Source organism: Hyalangium sp., assembly GCF_035629615.1.
GTDB lineage: Bacteria > Myxococcota > Myxococcia > Myxococcales > Myxococcaceae > Hyalangium.
The window spans coordinates 1-15,625 of the sequence record NZ_DASPHO010000821.1 but is presented as its reverse complement, the minus strand read 5'-3'; the positions used below and the strand labels follow the sequence as shown (position 1 = coordinate 15,625).

At 67.8% G+C, this 15,625-nt stretch carries 13 protein-coding genes and 1 pseudogene; 7 read left to right on the top strand and 7 right to left on the bottom strand.

Going from position 1 to position 15,625, the window contains the following annotated elements; genetic code table 11:
* The 4 genes and pseudogenes from VD972_RS41320 to VD972_RS41305 all read right to left on the bottom strand — a co-directional run.
* A pseudogene (locus tag VD972_RS41320) lies at positions 1-848 on the bottom strand (hypothetical protein); the annotation flags it as partial.
* 119 nt (positions 849-967) lie between these two features.
* Positions 968-1,870 carry a DUF3108 domain-containing protein gene (locus tag VD972_RS41315; protein ID WP_324994852.1) on the bottom strand — a complete coding sequence of 301 codons (903 nt, stop codon included), beginning with the start codon at positions 1,868-1,870 and terminating at the stop codon, positions 968-970.
* Between the two features lie 42 nt (positions 1,871-1,912).
* Positions 1,913-3,598 (bottom strand): DUF4091 domain-containing protein, encoded by a 1,686-nt coding sequence (locus VD972_RS41310; protein WP_324994850.1) that lies wholly within the window; start codon positions 3,596-3,598, stop codon positions 1,913-1,915.
* 29 nt (positions 3,599-3,627) lie between these two features.
* Positions 3,628-4,419, bottom strand: coding sequence for a DUF3108 domain-containing protein (locus VD972_RS41305; protein ID WP_324994848.1), 792 nt, complete (start codon positions 4,417-4,419; stop codon positions 3,628-3,630).
* A 279-nt stretch (positions 4,420-4,698) separates the two neighbouring features.
* Here VD972_RS41305 and VD972_RS41300 point away from each other — a divergent pair, with 279 nt between their 5' ends.
* On the top strand, positions 4,699-4,911 hold the full coding sequence (locus tag VD972_RS41300; protein ID WP_324994846.1) for a hypothetical protein: 213 nt from the start codon (positions 4,699-4,701) through the stop codon (positions 4,909-4,911).
* Positions 4,912-4,923: 12 nt separating this feature from the next.
* Here VD972_RS41300 and VD972_RS41295 read toward each other — a convergent pair whose 3' ends face one another.
* Together VD972_RS41295 and VD972_RS41290 are read right to left on the bottom strand one after the other, a co-directional pair.
* Complete coding sequence (locus VD972_RS41295; RefSeq protein WP_324994844.1) at positions 4,924-5,589, bottom strand: YggS family pyridoxal phosphate-dependent enzyme; 666 nt, start codon at positions 5,587-5,589, stop codon at positions 4,924-4,926.
* Positions 5,586-6,182: a Maf family protein gene (locus VD972_RS41290; RefSeq protein ID WP_324994842.1), complete on the bottom strand. Its 597-nt coding sequence runs from the start codon at positions 6,180-6,182 to the stop codon at positions 5,586-5,588. Before VD972_RS41290 ends, VD972_RS41295 begins: the two co-directional genes overlap by 4 nt.
* A 51-nt stretch (positions 6,183-6,233) precedes the next feature.
* Between VD972_RS41290 and VD972_RS41285 the strand changes: the two genes are divergently transcribed.
* On the top strand, positions 6,234-7,316 hold the full coding sequence (locus tag VD972_RS41285) for a sensor domain-containing diguanylate cyclase (protein WP_324994839.1): 1,083 nt from the start codon (positions 6,234-6,236) through the stop codon (positions 7,314-7,316).
* Positions 7,317-7,500: 184 nt separating this feature from the next.
* On the top strand, positions 7,501-9,156 hold the full coding sequence (locus VD972_RS41280) for an FAD-binding oxidoreductase (protein ID WP_324994837.1): 1,656 nt from the start codon (positions 7,501-7,503) through the stop codon (positions 9,154-9,156).
* A gap of 87 nt (positions 9,157-9,243) precedes the next feature.
* On the opposite strand, the gene VD972_RS41275 is transcribed toward VD972_RS41280, so the two are convergent.
* Complete coding sequence (locus tag VD972_RS41275) at positions 9,244-10,812, bottom strand: peptidylprolyl isomerase (RefSeq protein ID WP_324994835.1); 1,569 nt, start codon at positions 10,810-10,812, stop codon at positions 9,244-9,246.
* Between the two features lie 224 nt (positions 10,813-11,036).
* Between VD972_RS41275 and mreC the strand changes: the two genes are divergently transcribed.
* From mreC to rodA, 4 genes are read left to right on the top strand one after another with little or no spacing between them, the layout of a single operon-like run.
* The gene (mreC, locus tag VD972_RS41270; RefSeq protein WP_324994833.1) at positions 11,037-11,888 is read left to right on the top strand and encodes a rod shape-determining protein MreC; all 852 of its coding nucleotides are present in this window, start codon (positions 11,037-11,039) and stop codon (positions 11,886-11,888) included.
* The gene (locus VD972_RS41265) at positions 11,885-12,388 is read left to right on the top strand and encodes a hypothetical protein (protein ID WP_324994831.1); all 504 of its coding nucleotides are present in this window, start codon (positions 11,885-11,887) and stop codon (positions 12,386-12,388) included. Before mreC ends, VD972_RS41265 begins: the two co-directional genes overlap by 4 nt.
* Positions 12,385-14,385, top strand: a complete 2,001-nt coding sequence (gene mrdA, locus VD972_RS41260) for a penicillin-binding protein 2 (RefSeq protein ID WP_324994829.1) — start codon at positions 12,385-12,387, stop codon at positions 14,383-14,385. Before VD972_RS41265 ends, mrdA begins: the two co-directional genes overlap by 4 nt.
* 7 nt (positions 14,386-14,392) lie before the next feature.
* Positions 14,393-15,520, top strand: a complete 1,128-nt coding sequence (gene rodA / locus VD972_RS41255) for a rod shape-determining protein RodA (protein WP_324994827.1) — start codon at positions 14,393-14,395, stop codon at positions 15,518-15,520.
* The last annotated feature ends 105 nt before the right edge of the window (positions 15,521-15,625 follow it).

Here is a 15,625-nt window from a genome sequence, read left to right as displayed (position 1 = left end):
GGCGCCACCTCGCGATCATCCGCATCCTCGCAGGCCTTCACCAGATCCGGTTTGGGGCGGTTGCGCGTCGAGTCCCCGTAGTAGCCGGAGGCGCCGAAGGTGAGCCCCTCGAAGCGGGTGATGTCCGCTCGGAGCACGCCGGCCAGATCCGTCGCGCGGACCAGCTCGAACCGGTGCTGGTGTCCCCCAGCCACCCAGCGCTGAGAGCTGAAGGCGGTGGAGTCCAGCCCGTTCACCACCTGCGCCGTCAGCCTCAGGCCGCTCAGCTTCGCCTGCGCCTGCAGCCCCATCTCATCCCACGTGTTGGGGATGATCAGCGTCTCCGCCTCCGAGCGGATCGTGCCCAGGTAGTCGGTGGGACGGTAGTACTGGCTCAGCGTTCCGACTGCCACGTAGAAGCGCCCGAGCGACAGCGAGAAGCGCTCGCCGAACTTCTTCTTCAAATAGAGCTCCTCGATGAGGACCTCGCCCCCCTTCTCCACCTCCTGCTCGAACTCGCCGAACTCCTCGTACTCGAGCTCCAGCGCGGAGCCTGTGCCGCCGTGCTCGAACTCCACCTCGATCTCGGCCTCCAGCCCGTACTCGGGCAGGGCCCCCTCCAGCTCCAGCACCAGCCGTGTGGTGTCGAACGTCATCCGCGCGTCCCGCTGCGCGCCCCCCTCCCGGTTCTGGTTCTCCCCGTGGTTGTGGAAGGCGAACTGCAGATCCGCGTACCCGCCCACCTCCAGCTTCAGCACTGGGCGCTTCTTCTCGGCCTCCTTCGCCTCATTCTCCTCGGCACGAGCGGAGAGAGGGGTGAGCACGGCGGAGGTGCACAGCAGGGCGAGAACGAGAGCAGGGGTACGCATCGAACGGCGCACACCCTATCCGGATCGAAATTGATTTTGCAAATCGGAATCAATTTGGGACAAAAAAACTCCCCCAGAGAGGGGGAGCCGATCATCCGCCGGTCAGCGCCGGGTGCGCGCTACCACTTGAGCTCTTCCTTGCCCTGGGCCCGCTTCTGCTTCTCGCCCGGGCGCGAGTAGGCGGTGAGGGTGGCGCGGATGGCACCCAGGTCGATGGTGCCTACGGCCACGAGCGGCAGGCGGCGCGCGTCGTCGGAGATCCACACGTGCACCTCGCGCTTCTGCGAGGGCTTGTCGAGCCGTATCGCGGTGCCGGTGAGGTACCAGGCGTCGAACTGGCCGATGGGCAGCGAGACGCGCTCGCGCTTCACCACCGTGCCGTTCATCCGCCACAGGCGGCGGATGCCGTAGACGTCGAAGCACACGGGCAGGCCCTCCTTCAGGGGCAGCTGGCGCAAGAGATAGATGGCGCCCGCCACGTCCAGCCCGTCCTTGTCGTAGGTGTAGTTGAACTTTCCCGCCCGCTGGCCAAAGACGTAGTCCCCCTTCACGGAGCGATCCTTGGCACCGAAGGCCACGTCCACCTTGCGGCGCACCTCGTTCTCGGTGGCGTCCTCGGTGTAGCGCGAGGGCCGCAGCGTGCGCGGGTGCAGGTAGCTGGTCCCCACGCCATTCACCCGCCGCACCTTGGAGAAGAAGGTGTTGGTCTGCGCCTCGATCTGCACCGGGAGGGCGCCATTCTCGGGGCGCTGCACCTTCATGGTCATCTTCCCCGCCTGGGCGCCCAGCGCGTCCAGATCGAACTCGAGCTGCTCGCCTGGCATGAAGGCGGTGGGCGTGCGCAGCGGGGGCAGCGCGTTCGCACAGGTGGGCACGGGCTGCGCTGGCTGGGTGGCCGGGGACAGGTCCTGGGCCACCGGGACATCCTGGCCTTGGGCCTCAGGGCCCTCCGGCACCTGGGCCGCGGCAGCGGTGGCGACGAGGGCGAGGCAGGCCACGAGAACGGAGCGCATAGGGGTCATCCTTCTTTCGAGAAGGGCGGGGAGACGGGTTTCGATGGGGTTTCAAGGTCGGACGCCGGGACGCTTCGCATATTCGGAGGACTCCCAGCGCTTGCGCAGGCGGGCTGTCAGGTCGTGTCGGACCTGGACCCATTTTTCGACATCCTGCTCAATCTCATAGCCCGAGCGGGCGAGCCGGCGCGCGAAGGCTCGAGCGGACTCCTCGTCTCCGAGCCGTGCCAGCAGGTGAAGGTATTCATAGTCCTCCAGCCCATCGCGGATGTGCTTGAGCCGCAAGGACACCACGGGTTGGGGCTCCTTCGTCCCCAGGCGCGCCGGAGTGCCTGGGTAGAAGAGCGTCCCATCGCCGTTGCCGCCGAACTCGAAGACGTCCTGCCAGGGATCCTTCTTCGTGTTGTAGGCGTAGACGGTGTCGAAATAGAGCTCTCCCTCCACGCCGGTGAGGAACGCCAGCGGCCCCATGGCCCGGTTGAGCGGGGCAGGGTGGTCCACCATATAGGAGGCCCAGCCGGTGTAGGCGCGCTCCACTGCGCGGTCCTCCGTCGGGCCGCCGGTGCAGCCGTGCGAGTTGCAGCTCTGGTACCACCACACCCGAGTCCCAGCCGGAAGCTTCGCCCGCAGCTTGGAGAGGGGCAGCACGTTCCGGCACGTCTCCAGCCCAGAGCGGGGGAAGAAGCAGTTGAGGGTCGGCGTGAGGATGTCCGCGGTGCCCCGGAGCGCATCATCCAGCGGAGCGGTGACGAGCACGGGGATGCCTCGCCTCGCCGCCCGCACCCGGGACGACTGCGCGCGCACCAGGGGCACATCCTCCGGTGTCGGCTCGTCCTTGGCGTAGAAGAAGAGCTGCGCGGACCAGCCCTTGCTTCGGAAGTGCTCGGCGAAGGCGCGGTAGTACGCGATCTTCTCCTGCTCGGTCTTGCACTGGGAGGAGTCCCGCACGTCGGCGGTGGTGAAGCGGGCGCCAGAGGGCAGCAGGCTCCCTTCGAGGAAGGGCGCCATCTCCTCGTCGTACGCACGGAAGTCCACGACCGCGCGGCCCTCCTCGAAGCGCACCGGCGGCGCGTTCATGCTCATGCCATACGCGCTGAGGCGGTGCTCCAGCAGCGTTCGCCCGTAGGCGCGCAGCAGCGCATGCGCCTCGGGGGACTCCGGGGACAGCTTGTGCCCGCGAGCGATGCTGTAGAGCGAGATGCCAAAGCTCGTCTGCAGCGAGGCCGTCGCAGGCAGCGCGAAGGGCTGCACCTCCACCGTGAAGGGCACCGGCGCCACCGTGCCTCCGTCCGCCTTCACGTGCAGCTCGCCGTGGTACGTCCCGGGCTCCTGCTCCGTGGGAGCGCACACCTCCACATAGAGCACGGCGGGCAGCGAGGGCTCTCCCGGTGTCTCCACCGGCACGAGCGGATCCGGCCAGGGCCCCGTCGCCCCCTGGCTGTTGGAGGGCGTCTTCACGTCGACGAAGGCCTCGCGCCAGAGTGAGGCAGCCAGCGCGGGGCCCGGCCCCTTCAGCGCGAGCGGCTTCGCCGTCACCTGGCGGATCTTCCCAGGGAGGACGACTTGCGAGCCCTCGCACTCGCCCCGTGCCAGGCTCAGGCGCGCCTCGGCGGAGCCCGCCACCGGCATGCCGGGCCTCACCTTCACCAGCGGAGACACGACCTTCGGGGACACTTTCTCTGGCCCTGGCGATGCCGCCAGCACTGCCGTCAGCACCCACGCCCAACCCGCTCCCATACCCCCACCTTCGGCGGCCTGGCCGCCCGTCAGTCGTTCATCGCCACCATGCGGCCCTGCTTGTACTCGGTGAGCTCCGCCACGATAGAGCCCAGCACGAACTCCGCCTCGATGCGCACGGGCACGTGGCTGGAGTCCGTCGTGAAGTACGCCACGATGTCGCGCTTCGTCTGGAGCTTCGCGGAGAAGTCCGTCTGGAGCTTCACGCGGAAGACCTCGCGCTCCCCCAGCGACGTCTTCAGGGTCTGCCGGCCGTCCACCTTCGCGCGCAGCAGGAAGCTCTTCGAGCCCGTGAAGACCGGGTAGGTGTACTCCTGGCCGTCAGCGATGCCCCGGCTGCGCAGCGCGAACGTCGCGCCGGCCAGATCCATGGAGCCCTCGGGCAGCTCGTGGGTGGCCTCCGTTGGCGCCGCGCCCTCCTTCTGGCGGACCACGTGCGCGGTGCGGCCGTCCTTCATCTGGATGCGCTGGCGGCGCCGCTTGTGGTTCTCTTCCACGAAGAAGTCACTGCCCAGCGAGCGCTGGCCCTCCGAGTGCCAGTACGAGACGAACTTGTCCTTGATGGGCCACACGCCGATCACCGGGTCCGACTTTGCCACTGAGACGATCGGCCACACCTGCTGGCCCCACTGCTTCATCGGCGCGCCCACGGTGATCTGCGCCGTGCCTGCCGTCACCCCGAGGTACTGGACGCGGTAGAGCGCCTGCTCTCCAGGCCCGAACGCCTGCCCGGCTTCCTGGGCCAGGGCCACACTGGAGAACATCATCCCTGACAGCAGGCCGACGATTGCAGCCTTCGCAGCTTTGAACCGCGTCTGCATGTTGTGCTCCCGGACTCGAGGTCCAGCCCTCCCTGAGAAAGGTCGGGCGAATGTAGGTAGCCAGACTTCGCGCCGCCAACCGCCCCACCCCAATCCCTTCCCACTGGCGTGCAATTCCCTGGACGGGGGGGGATCCCCATCATTCACCGGCGGGCACTCCCTAGGTAGGCAAGAGTGGCAGAGATGCCCCAAGGCTTGCCTACACCCATGCACACCAAGCTGCTAGCCTGTGAGACACGGCATGGGTGCGCCGTGCCCAGGCAGAGGAGGATCAGCTCCATGCAGGATCACAACAACGACGACGACGACGACAAGAAGGGCAAGGGCAAGTCGGGCAAAGGACACAAGGAGTGGGATTGCCCCTCGTGCTACGCGAACAACCCCACGGATGAGCCCATCGTTGACGGGGATGAGCTCCGCTGCAACTACTGCGGCAACGAGGCCCGGGTGTCCTTCACCGACTCGGGAAAGATGCGGCTCAAGGAGCTGTAGCCCCAGCTGGGCTCACGCCCGCTCTCCGAAGATGGCGGTGCCCACTCGCACGAGTGTGGCACCCTCTTCGATGGCCAGCTCGAAGTCGTGCGTCGTCCCCATGGACAGGCCCGCGAGCCCGTGCTCCTGGGCCAGCTCGCGCAGCCGCTGGAAGTAGCCGCGGGCCTGCGCTGGCTCCTCCGTCGGCGGGGGCAGCGCCATCAACCCCTCCAGCCGCAGGCCTGGAAGCGCCCGCACTGCCTCCACGAAGGGCCCGAGCGCCTCGGGTGCAAGCCCGCTCTTGCTCTGCTCGCCGCCCAGGTTCACCTCGGCATAGCAGGGCAGGGGTGCGCTGGCCCGGCGCTTGGACAGCTCCTGCGCGACCTCCAGCCGCTCCAGCGCATGGAAGGCGTGCGCGGCCTTGGCCACGTACTTCACCTTGTTCGTCTGCAGGGGCCCGATCGCGTGCCAGCGCAGCCCCTCCAGCCCGGCCAGCTCCGCCGCCTTGTCCCGCAGCTCCTGCGCGTAGTTCTCCCCGAAGTCGCGCTGGCCCGCCTCGTATGCCTCGCGGATGAGCGCCGCGGGCTTGAGCTTGGACACCGCCACCAGCGTCACCGACTCCACGGGGCGCCCCGCGCGTGCACAGGCCGCGGCCACTCGGGCCTGAAGCTGGGCCAGCCGCTCCGCCACTTCGCTCATGGGGACCTCCAGGGAAGGGGAACGCCCGCGCGCGTGAGGAGAGCCAGGGTCTCCCCCAACGGCAGGCCGACGACGTTGGTGGGGCTGCCCTCCACAGAGGCCACCAGGAATCCGCCCTTGCCCTGAATGGCGTAGGCTCCCGCCTTGTCCAAGGGCTCGCCGGTGCTCACATACCAGTCGATCTCCCCGGCGGAGAGCGTCCGGAAGGTGACGCGGGTGTGCACCACGGTGGCCTCCTCGGCTCGGCCTGCGAGCGCTACACCCGTGTAGACGGCGTGGGTGCGGCCGGAGAGCTGCGTGAGCATCTGCCGCGCCTCGTCAGGCCCGCCCGGCTTGCCGAGCAGCTCGGTGCCCAGGGCCACCGTGGTGTCAGCCGCCAGCACCCAGGTATCCGGGAAGCGCGCGGCTACGGCTTGGGCCTTGGCGCGGGCCAGCCGGAGCACGTACAGGTCCGCGGCCTCGCCCGCCAGGGGGGTCTCATCCAGGTCCGCCGCGGCCACCGTGAAGCGCAGTCCCAGCTGGGAGAGCAGATCGCGCCGCCGCGGAGAGGCGGAAGCAAGGACGAGGGACGTGGGATCCTCTAGAGTGGGCATGGTGGATGGCTCGAAGCCCTTAGCAGAACTGCGCCGCGGAGTGGACTCCCGATGAACCCTGCTGATCTCCTGTCGGCCATGAAGCGGACGGTGGAGCAGCTGGCCGCGTTCAACGAGATCGCCAAGGCGCTCACCTCCACGTTGGAGCTCAAGGAGGTGCTCCACCTGGTGATGCAGAAGGTGAGCGACCTGCTCCAGCCCCGCAACTGGTCGCTCATCCTCCTGGACGAGCAGACGGGGAAGCTCTACTTCGAGGTGGCCGTGGGCGACGGCGCCGAGGCCCTCAAGGCGCTCCAGCTCCTGCCAGGCGAGGGCATCGCCGGCACGGTGTTCTCCACTGGAAAGGCCCGGCTGGTGCATGACGTGGGAGGAGATCCCGCGTTCGCCCCGCGCTTCGATCAGGCCTCCGCCTTCCACACCCGCTCCATCCTCGCCGTGCCCCTCATCGCTCGCGGGCGGGTGCTCGGCCTCATCGAGCTGGTGAACGGCCCGAGCGATCCCCCCTTCACCGAGGACGATCTCACCACGCTGACGGCCATCTCGGACTACGCGGCCATCGCCATCGAGAACGCACGCAACTTCCGCCGGGTGCAGGAGCTGACGATCACCGACGAGCACACCGGCTGCTACAACGCCCGGCATCTGCGCGCGCAGCTCGATCACGAGGTGCGGCGCTCGCAGCGCTTCCACCACCCGCTGTCGCTGGTGTTCCTGGATCTGGATCACTTCAAGAACGTCAACGACACCCACGGCCACCTCGTTGGCAGCGCGCTGCTCAAGGAGGTGGGGGAGCTGCTGATCGCCTCCAGCCGCCAGCTCGACCTGGTGTTCCGCTATGGCGGAGACGAGTTCGCGCTGATGCTGGTGGAGACGGCTCCCGAGGGAGCGATGACCATCGCCAAGCGCATCCGGGATGCGTTCCGCTCCCGGCGCTTCATGCAGAGCCAGGGGCTCGAGATCCGGGTGACGGCGAGCCTGGGCGTGGCCACCTTCCCAGACCACGCGCGCTCGGCCATGGACCTGGTGCGCGCGGCGGACTTCGCCATGTATGCAGCGAAGGCCCAGGGCCGGAACGAAGTCTGCCTCGCGGAGCGCACCCCCTCAGACCCCAGCGTGACCCCACCTACCCGCTGAGTGCCGTGCCTGTCACTCCAGGTGCTGATTTCAGGGGTGGGGCAGCCCGGACCCCCGTAGGTGGCACCCCTATGTGGGGAACCTTCCGCAAATGTTCTGTGGAGCACAAAGGCGTCAGCGAGGGCCGGTACGATCGCTCGCAGGCCTGGGATCCACCCTGGCCAGCTGACGGGTGCTCGCCTTCATGGAACTCAACTACGACGTCAAGAAGATCGAGATCAAGAAACGCATCGCGGAGTGGGCCAAGCGGCCCGACTCAGACTTCGCGCGTTTCCAGATCACGCGTCAGCAAGCGATTGAGCTCACCTGGGAGACCAGCGGACGGCTCGTGTTCCCCTGGGATCCGGAATACGAGGCGCTGCGAGCGGTGGCCTACTCGAACTTCGAGCACGTGCACCCGGCCGCGATTGGCGTCTGTGAGTCGATGCACGACGTGCGGGCCTTCATGAGGTTCATCCGCGCGAAGCGGGAGGAGAACCCCTCGTTTCGCTGGGTACCCCGCTCGGGCGGCCACAGCACCGCGGGCTACTGTACCGTCGAGGGAGGGCTGATGCTGGACGTGCGCGGCCTGAACGACGTCTTCGTCCAGCCGCAGCGCAAGCTCGTCCACGTGGGGCCCGGCGTGCAGATGCGGGACTTCTACCGCGCCACGTACCCTTACGGCCTGTTCGCCCCGGCCGCCATCTGCCCGGATGTCCGCATCGGCGGGATGATGCAGGGCGGCGGCTTCGGCTTCGGCTCGCGCATGTTCGGGATGAACTGTGACAACGTGACCGAGGTGGAGATGGTGCTGGCCGACGGCCGGCCGGTCATCGCGAACGAGCGCCACAACCGCGATCTCTTCTGGGCCGTGCGCGGCGGCACGGGCAACCAGTTCGGCGTCCTGACGCGGGCCTCCTACCGGCTCTTCCCGCTGCAAGAAGTCGGTGCCGTCCTCATGCAGTGGAACCTGGGAACGGACACGGAGGCGGCCCAGGGCGCCGCGGCGCTCGAGCTGCTGCAGCGGCGCTTCATGGGCTCCAACCACGATCGCCGCCTGGCCTACCTGGCAGTCATCCAGCACGGCGCCAACTGGGCAGGGCCCTATCTGATCGTCCGCGTCATGTACCGCGGGCCGAGCAGCCTGTGGCGCCAGCTGCTGGCCGATGTCATCGCCTTGCCCGGCTGCCAGATCCAGTGGGAGGAGCGGGGCTCTTTCTACTCCATGAACAACAAGCTCATGGGCTACGCGCAGGAGCCGGACTTCCTGGGCGAGGACATCACCTCGCTGGCGACGGTTCCCCCGCAGGAGAAGCAGACGCGGTACTACGAGCGGCCGCTGGGCGTGGCGGGGTGGCGCCAGATGGTGGACCACATCCGCAATGCGGCAACGACGATCAAGTTCCCCCCGCAGATGGTCATCGAGCCCGCGGGGGCGGCCATCAACGAGCGGAGCCGCGGCTTCAACGCCTACATCCACCGGCGCGCCGACTTCAACACGTACCTCAACAGCTACTGGGACAGCCCCGAGGAGAAGCTCAAGGCGTTCGCCTATATGGATCAGTGGCTCGAGATCGGCCGTCCCTATAGCAACGGAGAGGCGTACCAGAACTACCCGAAGCCGTACTACACCGACTGGTCGCGGCGGTACTGGGCCGAGTACTACCCGGTGCTGTGCCTGGTGAAGCGGAAGTACGATCCGACGAACGTCTTCAGCTTCGAGCAGAGCATCGGCGCGGACGGCAAGTGCGCGCACTGCTCCATCGATGATGCCGCCGAGGTCGTCCCGGAGATCGCTCGGAGCCTGCGCAAGGCCATTGTCCTCCCGGAGGAGATGGAGGACGAGTCCGACGAGGCGTGAGGCAGGCGCCGGAGTACGGCGCGGTACAGCGGGAGGCCCGGTGGGGACGCGAGCCAGCGCCACCGGGCTTCTTGAGCGGCGCGCGGATCAGCTGGCGCCGATGACACTCTCGATGGCCTCGGTGTTGGTCACCACCGAGCCCTGCTTGCGCAGCGCCTTGATGAAGGAGTCCTCGACCTCGATCTGCTTGGCGCGGCGGGCCTGGTCACGCAGCTCGTCCTTCTTCGTCGCGAAGTCCTCGTCGGTGGCCTTCTTGCGCTCGGTGACCTGGGCCACCACGAAGCCCTCGCCCGCGGGGAACACCTGGTCCAGCGCCTGCGGACCCTGCGCCGCGAACGCCGCGGTCATGAGCGCGGGTGCCGGGCCCAGGTAGGGCACCGACTCGGCCCCGGCCGTGACCGTGCCCGTCTCCACCGCCTCCGGGCGCGACTCCGTCTCGAAGCGCTGGAGCGCCGGCTGGCCCTCCTTCTCCGGCGGGAACAGCTGCTGGATCGTCTTGCCACCCTTCACCGCCGCCAGCGCCTTCTCCGCCTCGGCCTTCGCCAGCTCCTTGGCCTGCTGCTGCTTGTAGAGCGTGGTGGCGATCTCGTTCTCCACGTCCGCCAGCTTCTTGTCCGCCGCCGCCTGCTTCTCCTCCACCTTCACCAGGTGGTAGCCCAGCTTCGTCTCGATGGGCTCGGACACGCTGCCCGGCGCGAGCGTGAACATGGCATCCGCCAGCATCGGCTCCAGGCTGCCGCGCTCCACCCAGCCCAGGTCCCCGCCCGTGGCTTTGGAGCCCGGATCGTCGCTGCGCTCGCGGACCACCGCGGCGAAGTCCTTGTTGCCGTCGACGATCTCCTTGCGGATCGCCTCGGCGCGAGCCTTCGCCTCCGCTTTCTGCTCCGCCGTCGCATCCGGCGCCAGCTTCACGAGCAGCTGCCGCGCCTTCACACGCTCGGGCTGGTTGTACATGAAGCGGTTGGTCTCGTAGTAATCCGAGATCACCTGCGCGTTCGCCTTCTTGTACTCGTCCAGCTGCGCCGGCGTGGGAGCCGCCACCTTGTCCGCGTACATGGTGGGCAGGAAGCGCGCAAACACGAGCTTGGCCTGGTTGGCCTCCTTCTGGTAGCGGGCCCGCACCTCGTCATCCGAGACGACGGCGCCATTGCGCACCACCTCGAGCATCTTCTGGGCCGCCAGCTGGTGGCGCAGGTCGTCCTCGTACTGGGTCTCCGTCAGCCGGTAGTAGTCGCGCAGGGCGCTCCGGTACTGCTCGAAGTCAAACTGGCCCGCCTTCTGGAAGTCCGTGTTGCGGTGGATGATCTCCACCAGCTCGGAGTCCGCGGGGACGATGCCGTAGCGGTCCGCCGCCTGGGCCACCAGCGCCACGTCCACCAGGTTCTGCACCACCTGCGGCGCGACGTACTGGCGCGCGACCGACTCAGGGATGGGGGTGCCGCGGTTGCGCAGGTTGTTGATCTGGACGTTGTACTGGCGGATGAAGTCGCGCAGCGGGATCTCCTTGCCGTTGACCACCGCCACGGAGTTCAAGCTGGTTGCCTGAGAGGTGGTCGCCTTGCTGAAGCTGCCCGGCCCGAAGCTCAGCGTGAACACAACGGCAATGCCAATGATGAACACCAGCGAGACGATCTTCCGGAGGTTCATACCTTCCATGATGCTGTCGTTTCTTCCTGCGCGGCGCCAACGAGGCCTCTCGTGGAAGGACTCGCGGCGCGGGTTTGTTGGATGCCCGGCCGGTGGGTGAACGGTTCTCCTCCACCCCCAACTCAAGGCCTTGACTGCGTAGGATAAGCCCTCTGAAAATGCAAGCGATTTACAGTGTTTAGCCGCCCCTCTTCCTTCCCGCCCCTCTTTCCCTACACGGGTACCTCGACCCAGTGCTGTCGCTCTTCCGGCGGTACCGCCGTTTCCTCATCGTGAGCGTGCTGCTGCTCTACCCGCTGGTCACCTTCCTGGTGACCGGGCGGCGGGGCCGCGATCCGAACTTCGTCGATCGCGCCGTCATCGCGATGACGGCGCCCCTGCAGTCGGCGCTCAACTGGGCCATCGACGGTGTGGTGGGGGTGGTGAACCACTACGTGGACCTGCGAGGCGTGCGGCAGGAGAATGACGCGCTGCGGCTGGAGAACATGCAGCTGCGCGCGGCGGTTCAGGCGCTGGGCGAGGCGCGGGCGGAGAATGGGCGGCTGAAGCAATTGTTGGCGTACGCCGAGGCAGCGGCGGGGCCAGAGATTCCGGCGCGGGTGGTGGGGGTGAATCCGGTGGCCAAGCTCTTGTCGGTGCGGATCAGCAGCGGTGAGCGGCAGGGCGTGTACCGGGGCATGTCGGTGGTGACGCCGGATGGGATCGTCGGCCAGGTGATCCGGACGACGGGAGGTTACGCGGACGTGGCGTTGGTGACGGATCCCCAGAGCCGGGTGGGCGTGAGGGTGCAGCGCTCGAGGGCGCGTGGCACGGCGGCGGGCTCCGGCAGCGGGCCGCTCAAGCTGGAGAACATGCTGCGCACCGAGGACGTGGAGGACGGTGATCTGATCATCACCTCCGGGACGGACGGGGTGTACCCGCCGGGCCTGGTCGTAGGGCGGGTGGCAAATCTAGAGAAAAAGGAGCACGGCATGTTCCAGGCCGCGGACGTCCTGCCCGCTGTGGACACGACGAAGCTCGAGGAGGTGCTGGTGGTGGGCAGTCCGTACCAGGAGGCGGCGCCGATGGTGGAGGGGACACGATGAAGTTCCTGGTGACGGTGGTGCTCGCGATGGTGCTGCTCACGCTCGAGTCCGTGCTGGTACAGCGGGCGGGCCTGGTGCTCTCGCGCATCGACGTGACGGTGGTGCTGCTGGCGTTCCTCGCGCTGCGCGCCTCGCTGCTGGAGGGGGCCTGCTCGGCCTTCGCGGTGGGCTACCTGCTGGATCTCATGAGCGGCCAGCCCACGGGCCTCTACACCTTCCTGGGCGTCTTCACCTTCCTGGCCTGCCGGCTGGTGTACTCGCTGGTGGATGTGCGAGGCCCGGTGGCCTTCGTGCTCTTCACCATGGGCGCGGACGTGGGCCATGGCCTGCTGGCGGCCTTCTTCGGGTGGCTGACGGTGAAGGACGGCTCGGCCACGGCGGTGCTGCCCGGCCTGCCGCTGCAGGTGGCGCTCACCGGCGCGGCGGCGCTGGTGCTCCATCCGCTGCTGCGCAGGATCGAGGCTCGCCAGGAGCGCGCCCAGGTGGGAGGGCTGCTGTGACGCCTTCGGCTCTGGGAAAGACCACGCCGCCGGGGCGCGATCTCAAGCGGCGCTTCCTCTGGCTGGGTCTGGCCATGGTGAGCGGCCTGCTGGTGCTGTCCCTGCAGTTGTACCGGCTGCAGATCATCCGCGGCGAGGAGTACGCCGCCAAGAGCGTGGCCAACTTCGTCAAGGAGGTCCGCCTGCGCGCGGACCGGGGCGTCATCAAGGACGCTCGCGGCACGATCCTGGTGGACAGCCGCCCCTCGTTCGACGCCTTCATCACTCCGGCCTTCTGCACGGACTGCTCCAAGCAGGTGATCCCCCGGCTGGCCCTGCTGCTCGGCTGGGACGAGGAGCAGCGCGCCAAGGTCGAAGAGCAGATCCGCCTGGGGCGCCGCAACGCCCCATTCCAGGCGGTGCCGGTGCGCATCGATCTCACGCGGGACGAGCTGGATCTCATCAACGCGCGGCGCGACATCCTGGATGGCGTGGAGGTGGTGGCGGTGCCGCACCGCAACTACCGCACGGAGACGGTGCTCTCGCACGTGCTGGGGTACATGAACGAGATCACCCAAGAGGAGCTGGAGCGGCTCAACGCAGACGGAGCGAGGTACGCGCTGGGTGACTACATCGGCCGCCGCGGACTGGAGCGCTACTTCGAGCCGCGGCTGCGCGGGGTAGACGGGGTGCGCAAAGAGGTGGTGAACGCGCGCGGACAGAAGATCGAGGAGCTGAACGAGAAGCTGGGCGAGAACTCCGTCATCCCGTCCGAGGCGGGCAGCAACGTGGTGCTCTCCATCGACATGCGCCTGCAGGAAGAGGCCGAGCGGGTCTTCCCGGGCGTGGCCGGCGCGGTGGTGGCCATCGATGTGAACACCGGCTTCATCAGGGCGCTGGTGTCCCGGCCGGGCTTCGATCCCAACTTGCTCACGGGCCGCGTGACGCCGGCGCAGATGGCGGCGCTGACGAAGGATCCGCTCTCGCCGATGATCAACCGCGTGGCGGCCGAGCACTACAGCCCGGGCTCCACCTTCAAGGTCGTGACGCAGCTGGCGGCCTTCAAGTCGGGCCTCTTCCGGCCGGAGACGGTGATCAACTGTCCGGGTGGGTACAAGCTGGGCTCGCGCACCTGGCGTTGCCACAAGGAGAGCGGCCACGGCGCCATGGATGCGCGGCACGCGCTCCAGTACTCGTGCAACACGTGGTTCTGGAAGGTGGCGGACCAGATCGGGCTGGAGCCCATCGCGGAGATGGGCAAGGCGCTCGGCCTGGGCAGCCCCACCGGCATTGGCGTCCTGGGCGAGGTGCCCGGCATCATGCCCAGCCCCGAGTACCATGATCGGCTCTCTCCCGGCGGCTACACCAGGGGCATGGCGCTCAACAGCGCCGTGGGCCAGGGCGACGACAACGTGACGCCACTGCAGCTGGCGCTCGTGTACGCGGCCATCGCCAACGGTGGCACGCTGTACAAGCCGCAGCTCGTGCAGCGCATCGAGAACCTGGACGGCCAGGTCATCGATGCGTTCGACCCGCAGGTGGTGCGGACGCTGGAGATCAACCCCGCCCACCGCAAGTCCATCATCGATGCGCTGGTGGCGGTGGTGAACGACGCGGGCGGCACCGCCTACCGGCAGCGCCTCAAGGACATCGTGGTGGCAGGCAAGACGGGCACGGCCCAGGTGGCTGCGCTGGGCGCGGTGCGCCTCAAGACGCACCAGATGGCATACTGGGAGCGCGATCACGCATGGTTTGCCTCCTTCGCGCCGGCGGACAAGCCAGAGCTCGCCGTGGTGGTGCTCAACGAGCACGGCGGCCACGGCGGCACGGACGCGGCGCCCACCGCCATGGCCGTCATCCAGAAGTACTTCGATCTGAAGAAGCAGGATGAGACGTCACCACCGCCTCGCTCCAATCAGCCCTACGTCCTGACCCTGCCTCCAGCGCCCAAGCTGGAGGACGTCATGCTCACTCGCGGCGTTCCGGCCGCAGGCATTCCGAATGCAGCTCAGCATTGAACGGCGCATGGTGCCCCACGTCCCGTGGGCACTGATCTTCTGCATCCTGGCCATCTGCGGGCTGGGCGTCTGGAACCTGGCCTCGGCGGCGCGGCCTCCGCACGCGTCCGTCTGGACCAGCCAGGCCCTCTACATGGGCATCGGCCTGGGCGTGGCGCTGATGGTGTGCCTGGTGGACTACCGCTGGATCCAGCGGATGACGGTGCCCATCTACGTGATCAACATCCTGGCGCTGATCGCCCTGCGCTTCATTGGACACAAGGCCAAGGGTGCCGAGAGCTGGTTCGTGCTCGGGCCGGTGCGCGTGCAGCCCGCCGAGTTCATGAAGATCGGCGTGATCCTCATGCTGGCCAAGATCTACCACGACGACTTCCGGCCCAATCAGGAGTCCTATGGGTTGATGCGGCTGTGGAAGCCGGTGCTGGCGGTGGCGGTGCCCGCCGGGCTCGTGCTGGTGCAGCCGGATCTGGGCACGGCGATGATGATCCTGCTGTCGTCCCTGACGGTCATCCTCTTCGGGAAGGTGCGCTGGTACCTGGTGGCGGTGATGGTGGCGGGCATCCTGGCGGCCGGAGTCATCATCTGGAACGACTACGTGCGGGAGGCGCCGGAGCCGCGCTTCACCGTCCTCAAGCACCACCTCAAGAAGCACCAGAGCCAGCGCATCTCCGGGTGGCTGGATCCGGAGGCGGACCTGCGGGGCAGCGGCTACCACGCCGCCCAGTCGAAGATCGCCGTGGGCAGCGGGGGCATGTCGGGCAAGGGCTGGCGCGAGGGCACGCAGACGGGCCTGTCCTTCCTCCCCGAGCAGCACACGGACTTCATCTTCTCCGTGTGGGCCGAGGAGCATGGCTTCCTGTTCTGCCTGGTGCTGCTCGTGCTCTATGGAGGACTCTTCTCCCTGGCGCTGGCGGTGGGCTTCAACGCCCGGGACAGGTTCGGCGCCTTCGTGGCCGTGGGCATCACCGCGATGATCTTCTGGCAGGTGTTCGAGAACATCGGCATGGTGATTGGCCTGCTGCCGGTGACAGGCATCACCCTGCCGCTGATGAGCTACGGCGGCTCCTCGATCATGTCGATGATGGTCAGCGTGGGCCTGCTGGTGAACATCAGCATGCGCCGCCACATGTTCTGAGCCCCCGCCTTTTACGCCCCTCCTCGGGCTGGCCGTGGCTTACAGCGCGCGGCCGGTGAGGATGGTGGTGACGACGGTGAAGTAGATGACCACGCCCGTGACGTC